The following is a 17246-nucleotide window of genomic DNA, read 5'->3' on the forward strand; positions in this document are numbered from 1 at the left end:
ATGTCCACAGGCAACCGTTCCGTGAGGTATGACGAAGAGTTCAAACGTACTCTTGTTAACCTCTATCAAAATGGTGGAAAGACTCAAGCTGCTCTCTGTAAGGAATACGGAGTCTCTCCTACCAGCCTTACCCGCTGGATTAAGCAATACTCTACCGTTGAAACTGACGATGGCGAAATTCTTACTGCCAAGCAGGTCAAAGACCTGCAAAAACGCAATGCTCAGCTTGAGGAGGAACTCCTCATACTAAAAAAAGCGATTGCCATATTCACGCCACACTCAAACAACGACTAGAGGTAGTTCATAAACTAAGATTTCAGCATGACATCAAGGTTCTTTGCAAGGTCCTCGGCGTTAACAGAAGCACTTACTACAAGCATTATTCTTCTGAACCCGCCGACAGAACAAAGGAGAATCAAGAGATTGCCAAGCTTATTCTCCATATCTATTCTGATTACCATAAACGCCTTGGTGCTTACAAAATTACTTATGTCCTTAAGCGTGATTATGGCATAAACATCAGTGTCGGACGGGTGTACCGCCTGATGAGAACCCTTCAGCTTCCCAGAATGTCTACTGACAAGCCGTTCCATAACTATCGTCACAAGGACATTGGATCTTGCACCAACCATCTTCATCAGGAGTTCAATCAAAAAGCCCCTAACATCGTATGGGTCAGTGATTTCACCTACATAAAGGTAGCCGGAAAATGGTATTACCTTTGCATTGTCATGGATCTATTTTCTCGCAAGATCATCGCCTGGAACATATCCGGCAAGCCGGACGTTGATCTGGTAATGGATGCGTTCAAAAAGGCTTACAATAAGCGTGAACAGCCTCAGGGGCTTATGTTTCACTCTGATCGTGGAACCCAATATACTGCATTCTCTTTCAGAAAGCTATTGGATTCTTTAAATGTTGTGCAGTCATTCTCTAAAAAGGGTTATCCCTTCGATAATGCCTGCTGCGAATGTTTCTTCAAATATCTCAAGAAAGAAGAAACAAACAGAAAAACCTATCACTCTTTAGAAGAGCTTAGGTTATCTATATTCGATTATATTGAAGGCTATTACAACTCCAGAAGGCCACATGGCTCTCTGGCGATGTTGACACCCAATCAAAAAGAGGAACTCTTCTGGAATCAGGTCTAACACCTGGTTCTGGAAGTTATTTTTCATAAATCGTGTCTACTTACTTGACTATAGTGCAGTTTTATTTCTATCCCTAGTTACTATTTCTTGTTCCCTCGAGTTATTGGAATATAGATAATACTGTCCGTTATACTTTGCTATCATCATTTATACGAGTTTATTTACATCCTGTCTTTTATTGATTTACTATTAGATTTCTGGTGTATCAGGAAAATCTTTGACCTCGATTCCGAAAAGATCGCATACTTTGTTTTCGTTAGGGATAAGTGCATAATACTGTTGGTCATTATCTAAATCAAAAGTAATGACTTTCATATCACCATCCTCTTTCCAATAATTCTTCATATGCTCTCTAAAATCCCCAAAGTCTTCTTTCCAATCTAATTGCAAAATATAACCTTTATCAACCAATTCAAAAACAATAAGCATTCCAAGAATATCATTTTGTTTCTTCTCAACTATATAATCTTCTAGTTCAAACCACACCTGATCAAGCTCGTACTTAGTCCAGAAATCCTTGTCGCTCAATTTTGTATAATCACTTGCAATCTCATTTACATATTTATAAAAGCAAGGTGGTATTATGCTCTTTGCATCAATAATTAACTCTTCTTGTGCTTCATATGACACATCTTTCTTTTTTATGAAAAGACGCTCTTGCTCACATACTTTTATTGTTGTAGGTTTAAAGTGCGCTAGATCATATGGATAGTGAGGTGATTCTCTTAATTTGCTATCGTCTATATCAAAAAGTTTTGCAACGGCTGCTGCTTCATAAGCCCATATACCTCTATAACCTTTTTGAGAAATATTCTTGGGCCACCCTAAATCCGAATGGCCTCTTAGCCACTTATTATTAATATAGCTACTTAATAGAGTACTGGTATCTTCTTTCTTATCATAAGCAGAGTCAATTATCTCCACCATATATTTGTATGGATTTTCTTTAGCATATCCATCTGATTGAAATGATCTTTTCACTCCATATAAATTCAAAAGTGCATCAAGAAGAATATCATTAATCTCCTCATCATCCATCTTTTTTGCAAGTTTAATTAATGAGTCCCTTTCTTTCTGAAGCAGCACTCCATAAGAAATCAAATAAAGCAAATTGATATATCCAATTTCCTCGACATTAGTATCCAAAATATAATTCATCATTTCATCATAGAGTCCATCAAATTCTTCCATATTCATCCCATATGAATACTGAGCATGCATAAGTTCCCTAATGTCTTTAACTATACTTAGTTTTGTAGAATAAATTATATCTGAATTTTGCCTTGGATAACGTTGAATTCCGTTATCTTCATCATTGATCAAATCCCTGATTTTTGCTTTACTTTCCTCGATAAACTCAGGATTATATTTTAAAATGATTTCTAGTCTTTTTTTATCGCATCTATCGTCTCTCATAAAACCACTAATTACATCCACAAGCTTTTTTACAATATCATTAAATCAAAAGAAGGTATGGCACCTCTGTCCACCTCAATTCAGGCATTTCATCTGATGGTAAAATAAAAAAACTTAGCGTCGATTCAGTTCAAAAACATCACAGTCTTTATCCGTCAAATAATCCTCAAAAGCATCACTACCATTCTTTTTCAAATACTCAGCTTCATCTTGCGTAATGAAAAAAGCAAGCATAAAGCGACATTCCCCATTTTGGGCGAATTCATCCGGAAAGCAAAATGGATAGGTAAAATATATCGCTGTTTTCCCATATTTTTCTGAAAACTGCCTATCAATATTAGCCACGCCTTCTATAAAACTACCCTCTGATATCTGTATATTATTCTGGATTGCGTAGAATAATGCATTAGCTAATACCTTTGTCGAAGTCTCGTACTCCGCATCAACAGCCATTACTACCTCACACTGTTTGCTCAAATACTTAGACAGTCCAAAAGATGCAACAGTCTTGCACCCAGCAAAGACTTTGTCATAAATCAGCATTTGCAGGGTGTGATTCTCATCTCCAAATACTTTTACATCTTTATAATCTCTAAAAAATTGTTCATAGTGGCTTAGTATTTTTTCTGCATTATTTTCCATTTGCATAATCTCCTGCTATTCCTTCATATTGACGTCCTTCATTGCATGGTGGACACTGTACTCTAACATCTTCATTATAAATATCCAATACTTCTTTTCTAGAATATACATAACCAGATGCTTTCATTTTTTGCTTTCGTTCTTCCCAAGTTGTAGGATAGTGATCCAAATCATACCCTACCCTTGTTCTTGGTCCGTTCTTTGTTTGAACAGTTATTGTATCAGGTATTATTTCACCACATGTAGGGCAAATCATGTTTCCATCAGCATCTCGAGGAGCATTTGCTACTGCATTTTCTCTAGTAGCTTTTCTAAATGACCCTCTCTTGTATAATGCATCATCATCATAACCATTTGTACTATTAACGCTCTGAGAATTATTATCTACGTTATTTGTTTCATGTATATTTTGAGGTCTATCATTAGGCGCATCCTGCATATCCTGCAAATACTGTTCATACTCAGGGCATGTATCATACTGATCCGCGAACATGTTATCATAAAGATCTTCGTGATAATCAATATCTTGATTTCGGTTATTTTCCTTTGGTGGTTGCTGTTCATTGACGCTATCTTTTGGAGTATTATTTCCTCCACCACCACCATTACCCTTAAGACAAATATTACTCAACTTATCAGAAGCCCATTTCATTCCAACAAATGAGAAATATGCCGTAGCAGCGCCTTTGATGGTATCTTTTACAACCTGAAGCGGATCTATCTTTCCAGTCGTAGTGTACTGATTATAGCACGAATATGCAGCTCCACTAAAGCCTCCAGTAAGCGTAGCAATAGCCTTTGTACCACTTGCTTTAGTCACCATGCCAAGCGCATTCCTAATTCCTTCAGCTCCTGTTCCCGCCTTGGCAAGATTAGCTCCAGACTTAAGAACTCCTGCACCAGCCGAAATAAATCCAGTAACACCACCAATAGCCGTATCAAAGGCCAGGGACTTCCAGTCAAAGCCCTGCTCACGCTTTTGCTTATCAGTCAGTGCTGTTAATCCCTGAGTAACAACATTACCTGCTGCCGCAGAAATAGCACCAGCCGCAGTTGCAGTTATCAAAGCGCCTCCTACAGCTCCTACGCCCATAGCACCAAGTACCACTGGCGCAGCCGCAGTAACAGCCGCAGCAACAGCAACAGTTGCAGCAGTAGCTGCCACTCCTACAATGATCTTCGTAGCAACAGGATGCTCTTCACCAAACTTAAGGGCAGCATCACTTACAGCCGTAGCCGCATTACTAACTGTGTCCTTTACTGCAGAAGCAGCTCCGGATATGGCATTTCCAATATCACTAAGACTTGGCCATGCACCATTAAGATCCACGAACCTTGCAGGATCGTTAAAGCAGTACTGATAATGGTTTAAGGATCCTGGGAACTCAATAATTCCCTTTACCTTATCCTCAGAAGTAAACCTGCCATTTGCAGGATCGTAACGTCTTGCCTGAGCATAGTACTGGTCTCCATCATCCAGATATCCTGTAAATGCAAAAGGCGTAATTATGTTGCCATCCTTAGTACAACCATTTCTAGCGGCATTTCTTCCCTGCTTATCAAATGGTCTTCCAGTAAATGGATCAATCTTTTTACCAAATGGATCAAAGGCTGATGGACTAAAGGCGGCGCCATCAGTTCCAGTCATAGCCATTACACTACCAAGCTCATCCATCTGATAGTAGTAGTTCTCAGCGCCATTATTCATGGACACTACATTTCCATCATAGACAAAAGAGCTGGCTCTTCCATTTATGGTCTGTCTAAGAATGTTGTAATGATCTCTTGTTATATCAGTTAAATACTCAATCTGCTCAAGCCCAGAGTTCTGCCCAATACGCTGTCCAGCAAAGTTGTAGCTGTAGTCAGTTCTTTGCTGCGCACCATCTGATACGTCAGTAATACTCTTTAGATAATTCCTTGAATCATAATCATACTTTCTGACATTAGATAGCTCTTTTTCAAAGATCAGATTACCTCTGTTGTCGTATTCATAGCCTACCTGAGCATTAGAATCACGTTTCTCCACAAGTCTGTCGAGAATATCGTACTTGTATGCTGTCTCTGTCTTTTCAAGTGGACTAAACTCCCTGATCCTGTTTCCAAAGCTGTCATACTGGTACTCATTTATCTTTTGACCATTTCTTGATACATCGCAAAGTCTTCCAAGAGCATCATAGTTATAGTCGTAGATACCGCTGACATTATCAAGGCCGCGTCTATCCCTTGTGATCTGGGTTCTGTTACCTTTAGCATTGTAGCTATATACATACTTATCAAGAATTCCGTCCTTATCAGCACTAATGAGGCTCTTAAGAAGTCCATTCTGATGATAGTCGTAGGCGGTACTTGTTCCATTAGGGAAGTCCTTCTTAATAAGGCGTCCCTGGGCATCAAAGTCATAGCTGATAGTCTCTGAATGTCCATCAGCTGCCACATTTGTAAGGCTTCTAAGATTACCAAGCTCATCCCTTGTATAAAGAGCTTTTGCCCCATCCGGATAGATAAGTGCAGCCCTCTGTGACATGGAGTCATACTCATAGCCCACAGTATCGCCCTTTGGATCTGTAACACCGATTATCCTTCCGAGGATATCGCTCTTAATCTGAGTAAGGCCAATGCTATCCTGAACTTCGCTAAGAACATTAAGGGCATCATACTTCATGCGGACTGTATTGCCGTCTGCATAGTCGATTCCTGTTATATTTCCATTGCCGTCTCTACGGTAGATTGTCTTATTGCCATCTCTGTCAGTATGAGCACAGATATTTCCATGAACATCATACTGATACTCATCCGCATTTCCCAGAGCATCAATTACGTTTATAAGCTGTCCGGAAAGATCATACTTATAGAGCGTAAGACGCTCTGCTTCCTGATCTGAATCAGTTTCTTTTACCCCTATCTTCTTAACAGATTCAAGGAGATCAAGATTATTGTATGTATATTCTGTTCTGCCACCAAGAGCATCAACGACCGCGCTAAGCTGGCCAGTCCTTGTGTACTCATAGGTTGTGGTGCTTCCGCAATCAGACTCCGAGGTGATTCGTCCGCAGCTATCAAAGCTATAAGTAATAACACGGCCACTATCAGATGTAACCTTTGTTATCTGACCCTTAGCATCTCTTTCATAGCTGTAGTACTCACCATCTTCTCTCTTTTCTCTGCAAACTCTACCAAGCTTGTCATGTTCATAGGCCCTAAGAGTAATAACCTGTCCATCTGAAGACTCTTTTGTCACACCCTTAAGCTGCCCATTTACATAGTTGTTCCTTGTAATTGCACCAGCAGGATCCTTCACTGCCACAAGGTTTCCAAGCTTATCATATTCATAGGCTGTTATATTACCAGCCTCATCGATAGCCCTTGATATACGTGAAAGGGCATCATATTCCTGAGTATAAACACCACCGTTTGGAGCTATTCTCTTTATAAGATTGCCATTTTTGTCGTATTCAAAGCAGGTTGTATTGCCATTACCATCAGTCTCTGAAAGAACTCTGCCGTGGGCATCGTAGGTGTACTTCCTTGTTACAGTGCCTTCTTCCGCTTCAGGATTATTTCCATCTGACAATTCACTAAAGATATCTGTTCTAAGAATATTTCCATTATTGTCGTAGGTGTATCTTGTCCTTCTGCCTACAGGATCTGTAATAAGAGTCTTTCTTCCAAGCTTATCGTAGTCGTATTTTATCTCTCCCTTGTTAGGAAGTACGATTTTTTCCTCTTCCCATGAGGTATTGTAATAAACTAAAGTCTCTCTTTCTTCCTCATCGATAACCTTCTCTGGCTTTCCAATGACATTATATATCCAGCTCTTTTTACTTCCATCAGGATTAACAAGGTCAGTAAGATTACCTGCCTTGTCATAGATATACTTTGTAAGATTGCCAAGAGGGTCTGTAACAGACTTGATATTGTCTGAGGCATCGTAGGTATAAGCAGTTCTATTACCATCTGCGTCTATAGTTGCAACGCATCTTCCAAGGTCATCATACTCATACTTAATCTCAACTCCCGCCATATTGGTGACAGTCTTGATGTTACCCTTGGCATCATGAGTAAAGGTAAGCCTTGTGCCATCTGCGTTTCTGATAGCAATAAGCTGACCATCTTCATAATCGTATTTAGTCCTGTTGCCAAGAGGGTCAGTTACGCAGTACAGATTACCGTCAATGCCATATCTGTACTTGTAAGAATTACCTTCAGAATCCTTTCTGGAAGTTATTCTGCCCTCAGAATCATAGGTATAGGTCTCTCTAAGGCCGTTTGAACCGATAATGCCTGTAAGTCGGCCAAAGTTGTCATAGGTAAATCTGGTAGTATTACCGTTTTTATCCGTTACTGAGGTCTTTAAGTTTCTCTCGTTGTAGGTGTACTTCTCCTCGATACCCTCTTCAACGTAGTAAGTTCTTATATGTCTTCCCAGTTCATCTGTATAGTAACGGACTTTGCAGCCGTTCTGCTGAGTAACCTCAGTATAGTGCTCATCCTCATTGTAGCTATAAAGGATCTCACCTCCATCGGGGAATTCCTGATGTGTCACTCTGTCTTTTTCATCGTATTCATTAACAAGCGTCCTTACACCGCCTGGTGCTATCACACTACCAATAACGCCAGCCTCAGTATAGTCATAGCAGCGAGATGAACCATCTGGAGAAGTAACCTTGATCAGATGACTCTCTTTTTCTGCAAGTTCAGTTCCATCCTCTGAAGGCTCTTCTTTTCTCACCACATCTGTAGTTTCATACTCGAATGTCACTTCTCTTCCGGCATGATCGACGATGCTTCTAAGATTTCCATCCTCGTTATAAAAGAAAGACAGAGAATCTCCATTCTCAGCTTTGGCAAATCTTGGAACTGCCACTTCTTTAGACAGCTCTTTCACCTGGATGACATCATAAATAACTTCATACTTAATGCCGTTGTTGTCGCCCACTGCCACAAGGAGGCCGCTTTCATCAAAGCGTCTGAACCTGCCATCTTCTGTGACTATTTCATACTTGTTGTTCTTGTGCTTTAGAACTCCAGGCTCTCCGTGGATTTCAAGATATACTTCCTCATAATCTGCATCATCACTAGCCTGGTTCTCATCCATTCCATCAAATGTCAGAGAATGATTGAGTTCGTTTTGCTCCTTTCCAGCGATATCTTTGGTCGTCTGACTATTTCTTTTTACATAGATAGCTTCTCTTCCATCTGGGAAAAGAGCTTTGATACGATCGTCAGATATGAAAAGGCGCTCATCAAAGTTAGAGGTCCAGCCTCTTCCAAGGCATGTTGTTCTGCTTGAAAGCGCATTATAAAAACGCTTAAAGGAAAGATCACTCTTTCCAGAAAGCACTAAGTCTTTGTGTTCTTCAACGTAGTTACCGTTATTGGCTATAACAGGGTCCGCTATAGCTAAAAGACATGTAGGCAAGAATCCAAGGAAATAAGTAGCCAGAGAAACAAGTAGTTCCTGATATTCTGTAAGGGCATCACCAGTCAGAACATCCTTAACATTGGTCCATTTAATGTTGTTCTTGGTCTCATCGTATCTGGTGATATCAAAGTCGCCGTTTCCGATACCATTAACAATCTGGTTGAGATTGGAAACAATCGTATCAAGGGTAGCCTGAAATGCGCTGCCTTCAATGTCATTGTCGTGGTTTTCCAGGAAGGTATTGAAGTTTTCAAGGAATTTAGGCACAAAACCCTCTGTCTTATCTTCAGAGGTGAAATCGTCAAAATTGGTCTTAAGAGTCTCAGGATCTGGATCGGTATAGGTCTTTTTCTTAATGACGTCGCAGCCTTCTGCTATGCTGGTAACTTCGTCATGAATAGATGTTACAGCGTCTGCCACGGTTCTGAAATCAGTATTGTACTGAGCAAAATCAGTTATAACTGTATTAAGCTTAGCAGTCTTAATGATGGCAGTATCGTCCTCAGAAAGAGATTCGATAAAGTCGTCAAGAAGGCTGACCTCACTCTCACAACCTCCGCCCTGCATCATGGCCTGAAGCCTTGTAATGCAGCTTACGGTATCGTAAACGAGCTGAATCTGCCACTCTTCTGTAAAACTCTTAGAACTATCTGCCTCATCACCGGTATGATTGTCATCGTTGACAAACGCCAGCAGGGCATCAATTAAATCCTGTGATTTTTCCTGAAATGGATTATAGATATTTTCAAAGCACTCATTGAAATATTCTCTGGTCTTGGGCTGGTTCCATTCAGCCCCTTCACTAGTATTCCCCATATTCCCAACATCCTTTTTTATTATGTCTTTCCTGATAGCTGTTCTTTAACCTGTACTATCTGGTTATAACCTGGTGGTGCTAACTGACTATATAGTCATCACTTTGTGCCATAAACCGTGGCCCCATCCTCGGTTTTGGCCTCATCCACCTCTATATAATCATCCCTTACTTTTCTCATGGTCTTGATAACAAGATCAGTCTCTTTTTGAAAGAGTCTTAGCATATCCTCTACGTCATGATCAGCCTGCTGATAATCCGGAACCACTTCGTTGTTAAGGCAAAGTGCATCAGGCTCTACATATCCTGACTCTGTTGAAATAATGCCTTCCTTCTGAGTCTCGATATTGTCTACTACCTGGTTGTAGTAATCAACATCCATTTTGATGTCGCCATAGGCACTGCCACTTGAACTACTGCTGTTTGAATTGTTACCATTGCTTCTTCCTGGTGAGCCGCCTCCATCAGCCTGCATAGTTGTTACATAATATTTTTTACTATAAAAAACCATAGGTACTCCTCCTGGTGTTTGTACTATTAGCTTACGGCCTGTGCATTAACTGACAGAGATCCGCCACCGCCTCCTCCACCGCTTCCGCTGGATTCGGGCTCTTCCTCTGGCGCATTCTCCAGATCAATATAGAGCTGCTCAAGCTCCTCATTTAATTTGGAAATCTTCTCTTCCACATCCTTGATAGCTTCGCTAATCTCAGAAGAAAGAGTATCTATTTCCCCATCATAGGTTCCAAGATTAGATGAAATAGTACTTCTCTTATCCTCTGCCTCGTTGTAATTAAGGCCTGCCCAATCATCGCCTGCTTCTCCTCCAAGAGGGTATGGCTCGGAAATTGGATCATATACACTTTCATGGAGAGTATTCTTGTTATCAGAAAGATTGGATTGTAGGGTTTCAAGCTGTTCCTTGATTCCCTCATACTTTTCGATATCTGCTAATACCGCGTCAATTTTAGCCTGTACTTCCTTTTTAGTCATGATGCACCTTCTGAAATTTTAGATTTTTGGATAATTTAACCCACCCTAAAGAAAATATTAAAAAGATTGTAACACACGTAGCAGAATAATCAATACAAAAAGCGGAGATTTTCCGCATATTTATCGAAAAATCTCCACTTCAATTCTGGTTGTTTTTGGTTTGGTCAATTCTATTATTTAGAGAAAAGCAATATATTCATTTTGGCCATTTTGAAATTGAGTTTGATATCAAAGTACAGCCAATAAATCTGCAACCACTTCCTCCATGGAATGGTTCTTTTCATCAATCACGATGTCGGCGTACTTCTCGTAGAGGACGCTTCTCTCATTGTAGAGAGACACAAGAGTCTGGCCTTCTCTCATAACAACGCCTCTTTGCTTAACGTTCTTGAGACGCTTTGTAAGAACATCCATGCTGACCTTGAGGTACACGACACGGCCGATGTTCTTGTAGTGCTCCATGGCTTCTCTTCCATAGACTACGCTTCCGCCAGTGGCAATGACGGTTTTCTGAGCTTCGATTCCAGTGTTTATCCTGTTCTCGATATCGATAAAACCATCAACACCCTCGGTTTCAATAATCTCTGATAGTTTTCTATTCTCTTTTTCCTGAATGACTATGTCAGCGTCAAGGAAGTTGTAGCCAAGGATCTTGGCCAGGATAACTCCTATTGTGCTCTTTCCGGATGTAGGCATCCCTACTAGTATAATGTTATCTTTTTTCATAAAAAGCTGTCTCCGTCTTAAATGTCGTATTCGATAAAGGTGCTCATCTCAGCTGAATTGCCGCCTACAAGTGAGTAGTAGTAAACCTCTTCACTTGCATCATATTCGCTGTAGCCATAGAAAAAGATATTGGTACTACCCATATCTGTTCTGTTGCCTTCAGAGTCGTAGAACACAGCGCTTGTGAAGTTCACTACAACATAGTGCTGGAACTGGTCATTGGACTTCTTGTTAGCTTCAACCACCTTCTTCTGCTCTTCCATAGTAAGGCCATACTCAGGAAGCTCATTAACTACATAGCTCATGGCGTCTTCATCATAAAGAAGATCGTAATCCACAAGGTAGTAGCCACCGTCAGATAAAACAAGCATAGCTGTTCCGTCTGGATCGAAATACCAGTATGAATCGTAATTCACGTCGGTGCTGCTGTTCATTGTATACCAGACTGAGTAGTCAAGACGTACATAGGTATACTCACCTTCAGTAACATATTCTTCAATGTCGCGCTTGCCGGCGTTACTTGAGTTTTTGTCTTTATCTTTATCCTTGTCTTTGTCGTCTTCTTCGTCTTTGTCCTTATCGTCCTTGTCCTTATCTTTGTCTTTATCTTTGTCCTTGCTGTCCTTATCCTTGTCGTCCTTGTCGTCTTTATCTTTGTCTTCGTCGTCCTTGTCTTCTTTGTCCTTATCGTCCTTGTCCTTATCGTCGTCCTTATCTTTGTCCTTGCTGTCTTTATCCTTGTCGTCAGCTACCTTGACGTCATCCTTGGTGGAATCTCCCTTTGGCCAGAATGCAAAGATACCAACTACTGCAAGTACAACGGCAAGGCCTATAGCCACAAGTGCGATGATAAGTCCATTTCCAGACTTCTTTTGCTGTGGGTAGCCCTGTGGATACATACCAGGGTTCATGCCGTTACCGTAGTTATTCATCTGTGGGCCATTCATCTGTGGACCGCGGAACTGATTCTGTGGGCCGTTCATTGGGCGCCCCTGGAACTGGTTGTTTGGCCGGTTGTTCATTGGGCGGTTGTTGAATTGGTTATTTGGCTGGCCCTGGAACTGGCCATTCATCTGGTTGCTGCCGAATTGGTTGTTTGGACGACCGTTGAATTGGTTGTTCATGTTATTGCTGCCAAACTGGTTGTTCATTGGCTGTCCATTTATATGATTTCCATTAAACTGATTGTTTGGCTGGTTATTCATCTGATTTCCGCCGAACTGGTTGTTTGATGACTGGTTGTCACCGTGATTAGCGCTGGGACTTCTGAACTGATTTTCATTTCCAAACATGTTGTTATCCATTTTATCTCTCCTCTATTTTAAATTAGATGTATTTCCTTCTTTATGTCCAATAACTTGATTATGGCTAAATCTTCTGTACTGGATGCTAGTTTTTCATATGCTTCTTGAATTAGCTCTTTTAACAATTACTTCTGAATAAACACTACTACAACTTCATCAGGATAATCAGGGTCGTAGAGGTAGTAGATTACAGCATCCTCCTTGTCATCGTACACGCTATATCCAAAGAAGAAATAATCATGAGAGCTTGTATCAAGTTCCTCTTTTCTGCCATCTGAATAGTTGATAACAATATCAAGGCAATCAATAACGACGTAATGAAGAAATCCATCTTCTTCCTCTTTTGCTTTCTTTTCCAGGGATCTTTGCTTATGCTTGGATAGACCTGAATTAGAGCAATACTCCTCAACATAATTCATGGCATCAGTATCATAAAGCATTTTGTATTCTAAAGTCGAAATGTCATCGCCCTCTTTAAGCTTTGCTGTGCCGTCATCCTCGAAAGAAAAGCTGCACTTTTTATCTATTTCGCCCTCGTAATAGTAGTACCATTTCTCATCTATATAGACATAGGTATAGTCGCCGTCTTTTTCAAATCTCTCGCCATACTCACCATACTCGTCATCTGCATCTTCTGAGTCTTCGTCTGAATCTTCGTCGCTGTCCTTGTCCTTATCTGAGTCTTTATCGCTATCTTTATTCTCAGAATCATTGTCGTCTCTGTTATCTTCAGAAGCCACCTTGCTGTCTGAATCGGTGGATGAAGAAGATCCAAAGATAAAGTACGAGAACACTCCGATAAGAGCAAGTACAAGCACTACTGCAACTGATATTCCAGCGATTAGTAAGCCTTTGCCTGACTTCTGTGGACCGCCTTGCTGGCCTGGCATACCTGGATAGCCTGGCTGTCCTGGATATCCGGGCTGACCTGACTGCTGAAAGCGTGGTTGTCCTTGCTGCCCCAGATAGCTTGGCTGGCCTGGTTGCTGATAGCCATGCTGGTTGTATGGCTGATTTCTTTGCTGATTATATTGTTGGTTGAATTGGTTGTTTTGATCGTTGTATGACTGAGAATAGGGCTGATGCATACCAGAATTAAATTGGTTGCCGTACTGCTGGCCATTTGGCCTGCCCATTCCTGAATTAAATTGATTGTTGTATTGATGATTGTTCTGAGGTGATCCCTGCCCCCACATATTATTGTTATCCATATATCTTGCATAATCCAATCACAAGTTAGTCTGATTGGATTTCCCCTTCCCACTAGTGCATTCTTAGTAGTTTAGCCTTGGAAAATCACTGATAAATCCAAGCCCCACTATCTCAAAATTATATTGCACTTGGGCGCTTTATTCAACTAAATTCATATTGTCTGGGCATGCTATGAGAAAGAAGAAATCGTCTTGTTTCCAATGCAATTTACCGTAAAATACAGAAATATAGGACTAGGCATGAATTTTTCTGTACACGCTCAAATTCCATATCGCTGAAAACACAGAAATAGCGAGCTAACTATAGATTTTCTGTACACCTTCAAATTCCTAACCAGCGGAAATACAGAAAATAAGCTAGCATCCTTCAATTTTCTGTACACGTTACCCACTGACCATTTCTACAAATTAGCAAAAACACAGAAAACAAGTCGTTACACAAGCTTTTTCTGTGTTTTGGCCCGTTTCAAAAATAAGCTCATACAGAAAAAAAGAAGATACCTGCTCTATTTCTGTATTTCTAGCTCACTTCAAATAAGCACTGTACAGAAAAACAAGAGCACCCTACCTATTTTCTGTATTTCCCCCACTTCTTTATCAGACAACGCTCAGTACTATACAGAAAATTAACAGTATCATCTCCTTTTTCTGTATTTCCAGCATATTTCAATGAAACATCACACCATTCCGTCTCTCCCCAATACATCTCTAACTATTCAGTCTCAACACTCCATCTCCCCAATTCTTATCTCACCCCCAAGCTAACTTTCAGCACCAGATTCCTCTTGCCTCCAGCCCTCTCCCTGCCATACAATGGAAGCAACATTAAAGGCAGCAACACCCCACACAAACCAAGGAGAGATGACTATGAACGAGAACATTCTTAAGCGCAACGACTTACTGGCACAGAAAGTTATAAAAGGGCTTGAATCCCGCAACATGACCGGCTACTACGCAGAGAGCAAGGAGGAAGCCCTTAAGATAGCACTTGAGCTTATCCCAGAGGGAAGCTCAGTATCCATGGGCGGCGCCATGAGTGCTCATGAGATTGGACTTGTAGATGCTGTAAAGAAGGGCAACTACAACTTCATAGACCGCGACGTAGCAGAAGATAAGCGAGCTGCAATGCTTGCAGGCTATGATGCTGATGTATTCCTTTCAAGTGCCAATGCCATGACTGATGATGGCGTACTTGTTAACATAGACGGTAACTCTAACAGAGTATCTGCAATTGCTCAGGGTCCTAAAAAGGTAGTCTTCATCGTAGGCATGAACAAGGTATGTTCAGACGTAGACCACGCATTAAAAAGAGCAAGAAATGTGGCTGCCCCAATAAACGCACAGCGTTTTGGGCTCAACACTCCCTGCTCCAAGACTGGTTCCTGCATGAACTGCAAGTCACCAGATACTATTTGCTGTCAGTTCCTGATCACACGCTTCTCACGCCACAAGGACAGAATTCATGTAATCCTTGTAAATGACAACCTGGGCTTCTAATTACAAGTATCCATGGCCGCCAGCGCATTTCATGCGCTGGTGGCCATTTTCATTTCTTTAACAAACGCACCCACATGCTTAGGCGCATCCTTACCATACTTCTCAATCACTCTAACTATGGCAGATCCAACGATTGCTCCATCAGAAACACTTGCCATCTTTGCAGCCTGCTCAGGCGTTGAGATTCCAAAGCCCACAGCACAAGGTACATCAGTGTTTTCTCTGATCTTAGCCACCATGCTTCCTATATCTCCGCTGATTGTATCTCTTGTTCCAGTAACTCCAAGGCTTGATACGATGTAGATAAAGCCCTTTGCCTTCTTGGCAATCATGGCAATTCTTCCCTCAGAAGTAGGTGCAATCATGGAAATGAAGTCAACGCCTCGCTCAAGGGCTGATCCTTCAAACTCATCCTTTTCTTCGAAAGGCACATCAGGAAGGATAACTCCATCAATTCCCACTTCCTTGCATCTGTCAAAGAACTTATCCATTCCGTAGGAGAACACTACGTTTGCATAGGTCATAAACACCATAGGAACCTTAACAGTCTCGCGCAGCTCCTTAACCATCTCAAAGATGTCATCAGTAGTAATACCATTTGAAAGAGCTCTGATATTAGCTCCCTGAATCACTGGTCCCTCAGCTGTAGGGTCTGAGAATGGAATTCCAAGCTCGATAAGATCTGCACCATTGTCCTCCAGCTCATGAACTATCTTCTTGGTGGTCTCAAGGTCTGGATCCCCACAAGTTATAAATGGAATAAACGCCTTCTTATTCTTAAAAGCCTCTGCTATCTTACTCATGGATATCCTCCCCTCTGTAACGCGCAATTGCTGCGCAGTCCTTATCTCCTCTTCCTGAAATAGTGATTACAATGATATCGTCCTTACTCATTGTAGGTGCCAGCTTTCTTGCATAAGCAACAGCGTGAGCACTCTCGATTGCAGGAATGATACCCTCTGTTCTTGAAAGATATTCGAAAGCCTCAACAGCCTCAACGTCTGTAACAGGCACGTACTCTGCTCTTCCAATATCATGAAGATGAGCATGCTCAGGTCCGATTCCAGGATAATCCAGGCCTGCAGATATTGAGTAAACAGGCGCGATCTGACCGTACTTATCCTGACAGAAATAAGACTTCATTCCGTGGAAGATACCAAGCTTTCCAGTATTTACTGTAGCTGCAGTCTCAAAGGTATCAATTCCTCTGCCTGCTGCCTCGCATCCAATCAGTCTTACATCCTTATCCTCAATGAAGTTATAGAAACTTCCCATTGCGTTACTTCCACCGCCAACGCAAGCAATAACTGCACTTGGAAGTCTTCCCTCCTTCTCAAGTATCTGACTCTTAATTTCCTTACTAATAACAGACTGGAAATCTCTTACAATTGTTGGGAATGGATGTGGTCCCATAACAGAACCAAGGCAGTAGTGAGTATCGTCAATTCTCTTAGTCCACTCTCTCATGCACTCAGAAACAGCATCCTTAAGAGTTGCAGTTCCAGTAGTAACAGGCACAACCTCAGCTCCAAGAAGTCTCATTCTATACACGTTAAGAGCCTGTCTCTTAGTGTCCTCTTCTCCCATGAACACAACACATTCCATTCCAAGAAGGGCAGCTGCTGTAGCTGTAGCAACGCCGTGCTGACCTGCACCTGTCTCAGCAATGAGCCTTGTCTTACCCATCTTCTTAGCAAGAAGCGCCTGTCCAAGCACGTTGTTGATCTTGTGGGAGCCTGTGTGATTAAGATCCTCTCTCTTAAGATAGATCTTGGCGCCGCCCAGGTCCTTACTCATCTTCTCCGCATAGTAGAGCATGCTAGGTCTTCCAGCATAATCGTTAAAAAGATCTGTCAGCTCACTGTTAAACTCTGGATCATTCTTGTAATGATTGTATGCCTTCTCAAGCTCAAGCACTGCATTCATCAAAGTCTCAGGAATGTACTGTCCTCCATGGATGCCAAATCTTCCATTTCCGCAGTCACCAGGGTTCATAATAGCTTCTACATTTCTTCCACAATCCCCTGATTTTACAGCATCCTCTGAACTCTCTACTTTATTTGCACA

12 protein-coding genes are annotated in these 17246 nt (G+C 41.3%); 2 read left to right on the top strand and 10 right to left on the bottom strand.

What is annotated here, in order from left to right; all coding sequences use genetic code 11:
• A protein-coding gene (locus T541_RS21145; protein WP_155839511.1) for an IS3 family transposase occupies nt 1-1151 on the top strand; the annotation gives its coding sequence in 2 pieces (ribosomal slippage) (nt 1-259 and nt 259-1151; 1152 coding nt in all).
• Nucleotides 1152-1340: 189 nt separating this feature from the next.
• On the opposite strand, the gene T541_RS0111745 is transcribed toward T541_RS21145, so the two are convergent.
• The 8 genes from T541_RS0111745 to T541_RS20760 all read right to left on the bottom strand — a co-directional run bounded on the left by T541_RS0111745 (nt 1341) and on the right by T541_RS20760 (nt 13682).
• Nucleotides 1341-2567, bottom strand: coding sequence for a PoNe immunity protein domain-containing protein (locus T541_RS0111745; RefSeq protein WP_026652917.1), 1227 nt, complete (start codon nt 2565-2567; stop codon nt 1341-1343).
• Between the two features lie 114 nt (nt 2568-2681).
• Entirely contained in the window at nt 2682-3209 is a 528-nt protein-coding gene (locus T541_RS0111750) for a suppressor of fused domain protein (RefSeq protein ID WP_026652918.1), read from the bottom strand.
• Nucleotides 3199-9450, bottom strand: coding sequence for a DUF6531 domain-containing protein (locus T541_RS0111755; RefSeq protein WP_026652919.1), 6252 nt, complete (start codon nt 9448-9450; stop codon nt 3199-3201). The genes T541_RS0111750 and T541_RS0111755 overlap by 11 nt, the downstream gene beginning before the upstream one ends.
• A gap of 98 nt (nt 9451-9548) precedes the next feature.
• The gene (locus tag T541_RS0111760; protein ID WP_026652920.1) at nt 9549-9959 is read right to left on the bottom strand and encodes a hypothetical protein; all 411 of its coding nucleotides are present in this window, start codon (nt 9957-9959) and stop codon (nt 9549-9551) included.
• 26 nt (nt 9960-9985) lie between these two features.
• Nucleotides 9986-10441 (bottom strand): hypothetical protein, encoded by a 456-nt coding sequence (locus T541_RS0111765; protein ID WP_026652921.1) that lies wholly within the window; start codon nt 10439-10441, stop codon nt 9986-9988.
• A gap of 228 nt (nt 10442-10669) precedes the next feature.
• A complete protein-coding gene (locus T541_RS0111770; RefSeq protein ID WP_026652922.1) occupies nt 10670-11167 on the bottom strand; it encodes a shikimate kinase in 498 nt (165 codons plus the stop codon).
• Nucleotides 11168-11184: 17 nt separating this feature from the next.
• The gene (locus T541_RS20755; RefSeq protein ID WP_051538222.1) at nt 11185-12471 is read right to left on the bottom strand and encodes a hypothetical protein; all 1287 of its coding nucleotides are present in this window, start codon (nt 12469-12471) and stop codon (nt 11185-11187) included.
• 125 nt (nt 12472-12596) lie between these two features.
• Complete coding sequence (locus T541_RS20760) at nt 12597-13682, bottom strand: collagen-like triple helix repeat-containing protein (RefSeq protein WP_155839512.1); 1086 nt, start codon at nt 13680-13682, stop codon at nt 12597-12599.
• Between the two features lie 867 nt (nt 13683-14549).
• On the opposite strand from T541_RS20760, the gene T541_RS0111790 reads away from it, so the two are divergent.
• Entirely contained in the window at nt 14550-15179 is a 630-nt protein-coding gene (locus T541_RS0111790) for a lactate utilization protein (protein ID WP_026652924.1), read from the top strand.
• A 29-nt stretch (nt 15180-15208) separates the two neighbouring features.
• On the opposite strand, the gene trpA is transcribed toward T541_RS0111790, so the two are convergent.
• Both trpA and trpB read right to left on the bottom strand, forming a co-directional pair.
• Nucleotides 15209-15982, bottom strand: coding sequence for a tryptophan synthase subunit alpha (gene trpA / locus T541_RS0111795; protein ID WP_026652925.1), 774 nt, complete (start codon nt 15980-15982; stop codon nt 15209-15211).
• Nucleotides 15975-17174: a tryptophan synthase subunit beta gene (trpB, locus tag T541_RS22135; RefSeq protein WP_034467004.1), complete on the bottom strand. Its 1200-nt coding sequence runs from the start codon at nt 17172-17174 to the stop codon at nt 15975-15977. Before trpB ends, trpA begins: the two co-directional genes overlap by 8 nt.
• Nucleotides 17175-17246 lie beyond the last annotated feature (72 nt).

Source organism: Butyrivibrio proteoclasticus P6B7 (assembly GCF_000622085.1).
GTDB lineage: Bacteria > Bacillota > Clostridia > Lachnospirales > Lachnospiraceae > Butyrivibrio > Butyrivibrio proteoclasticus_A.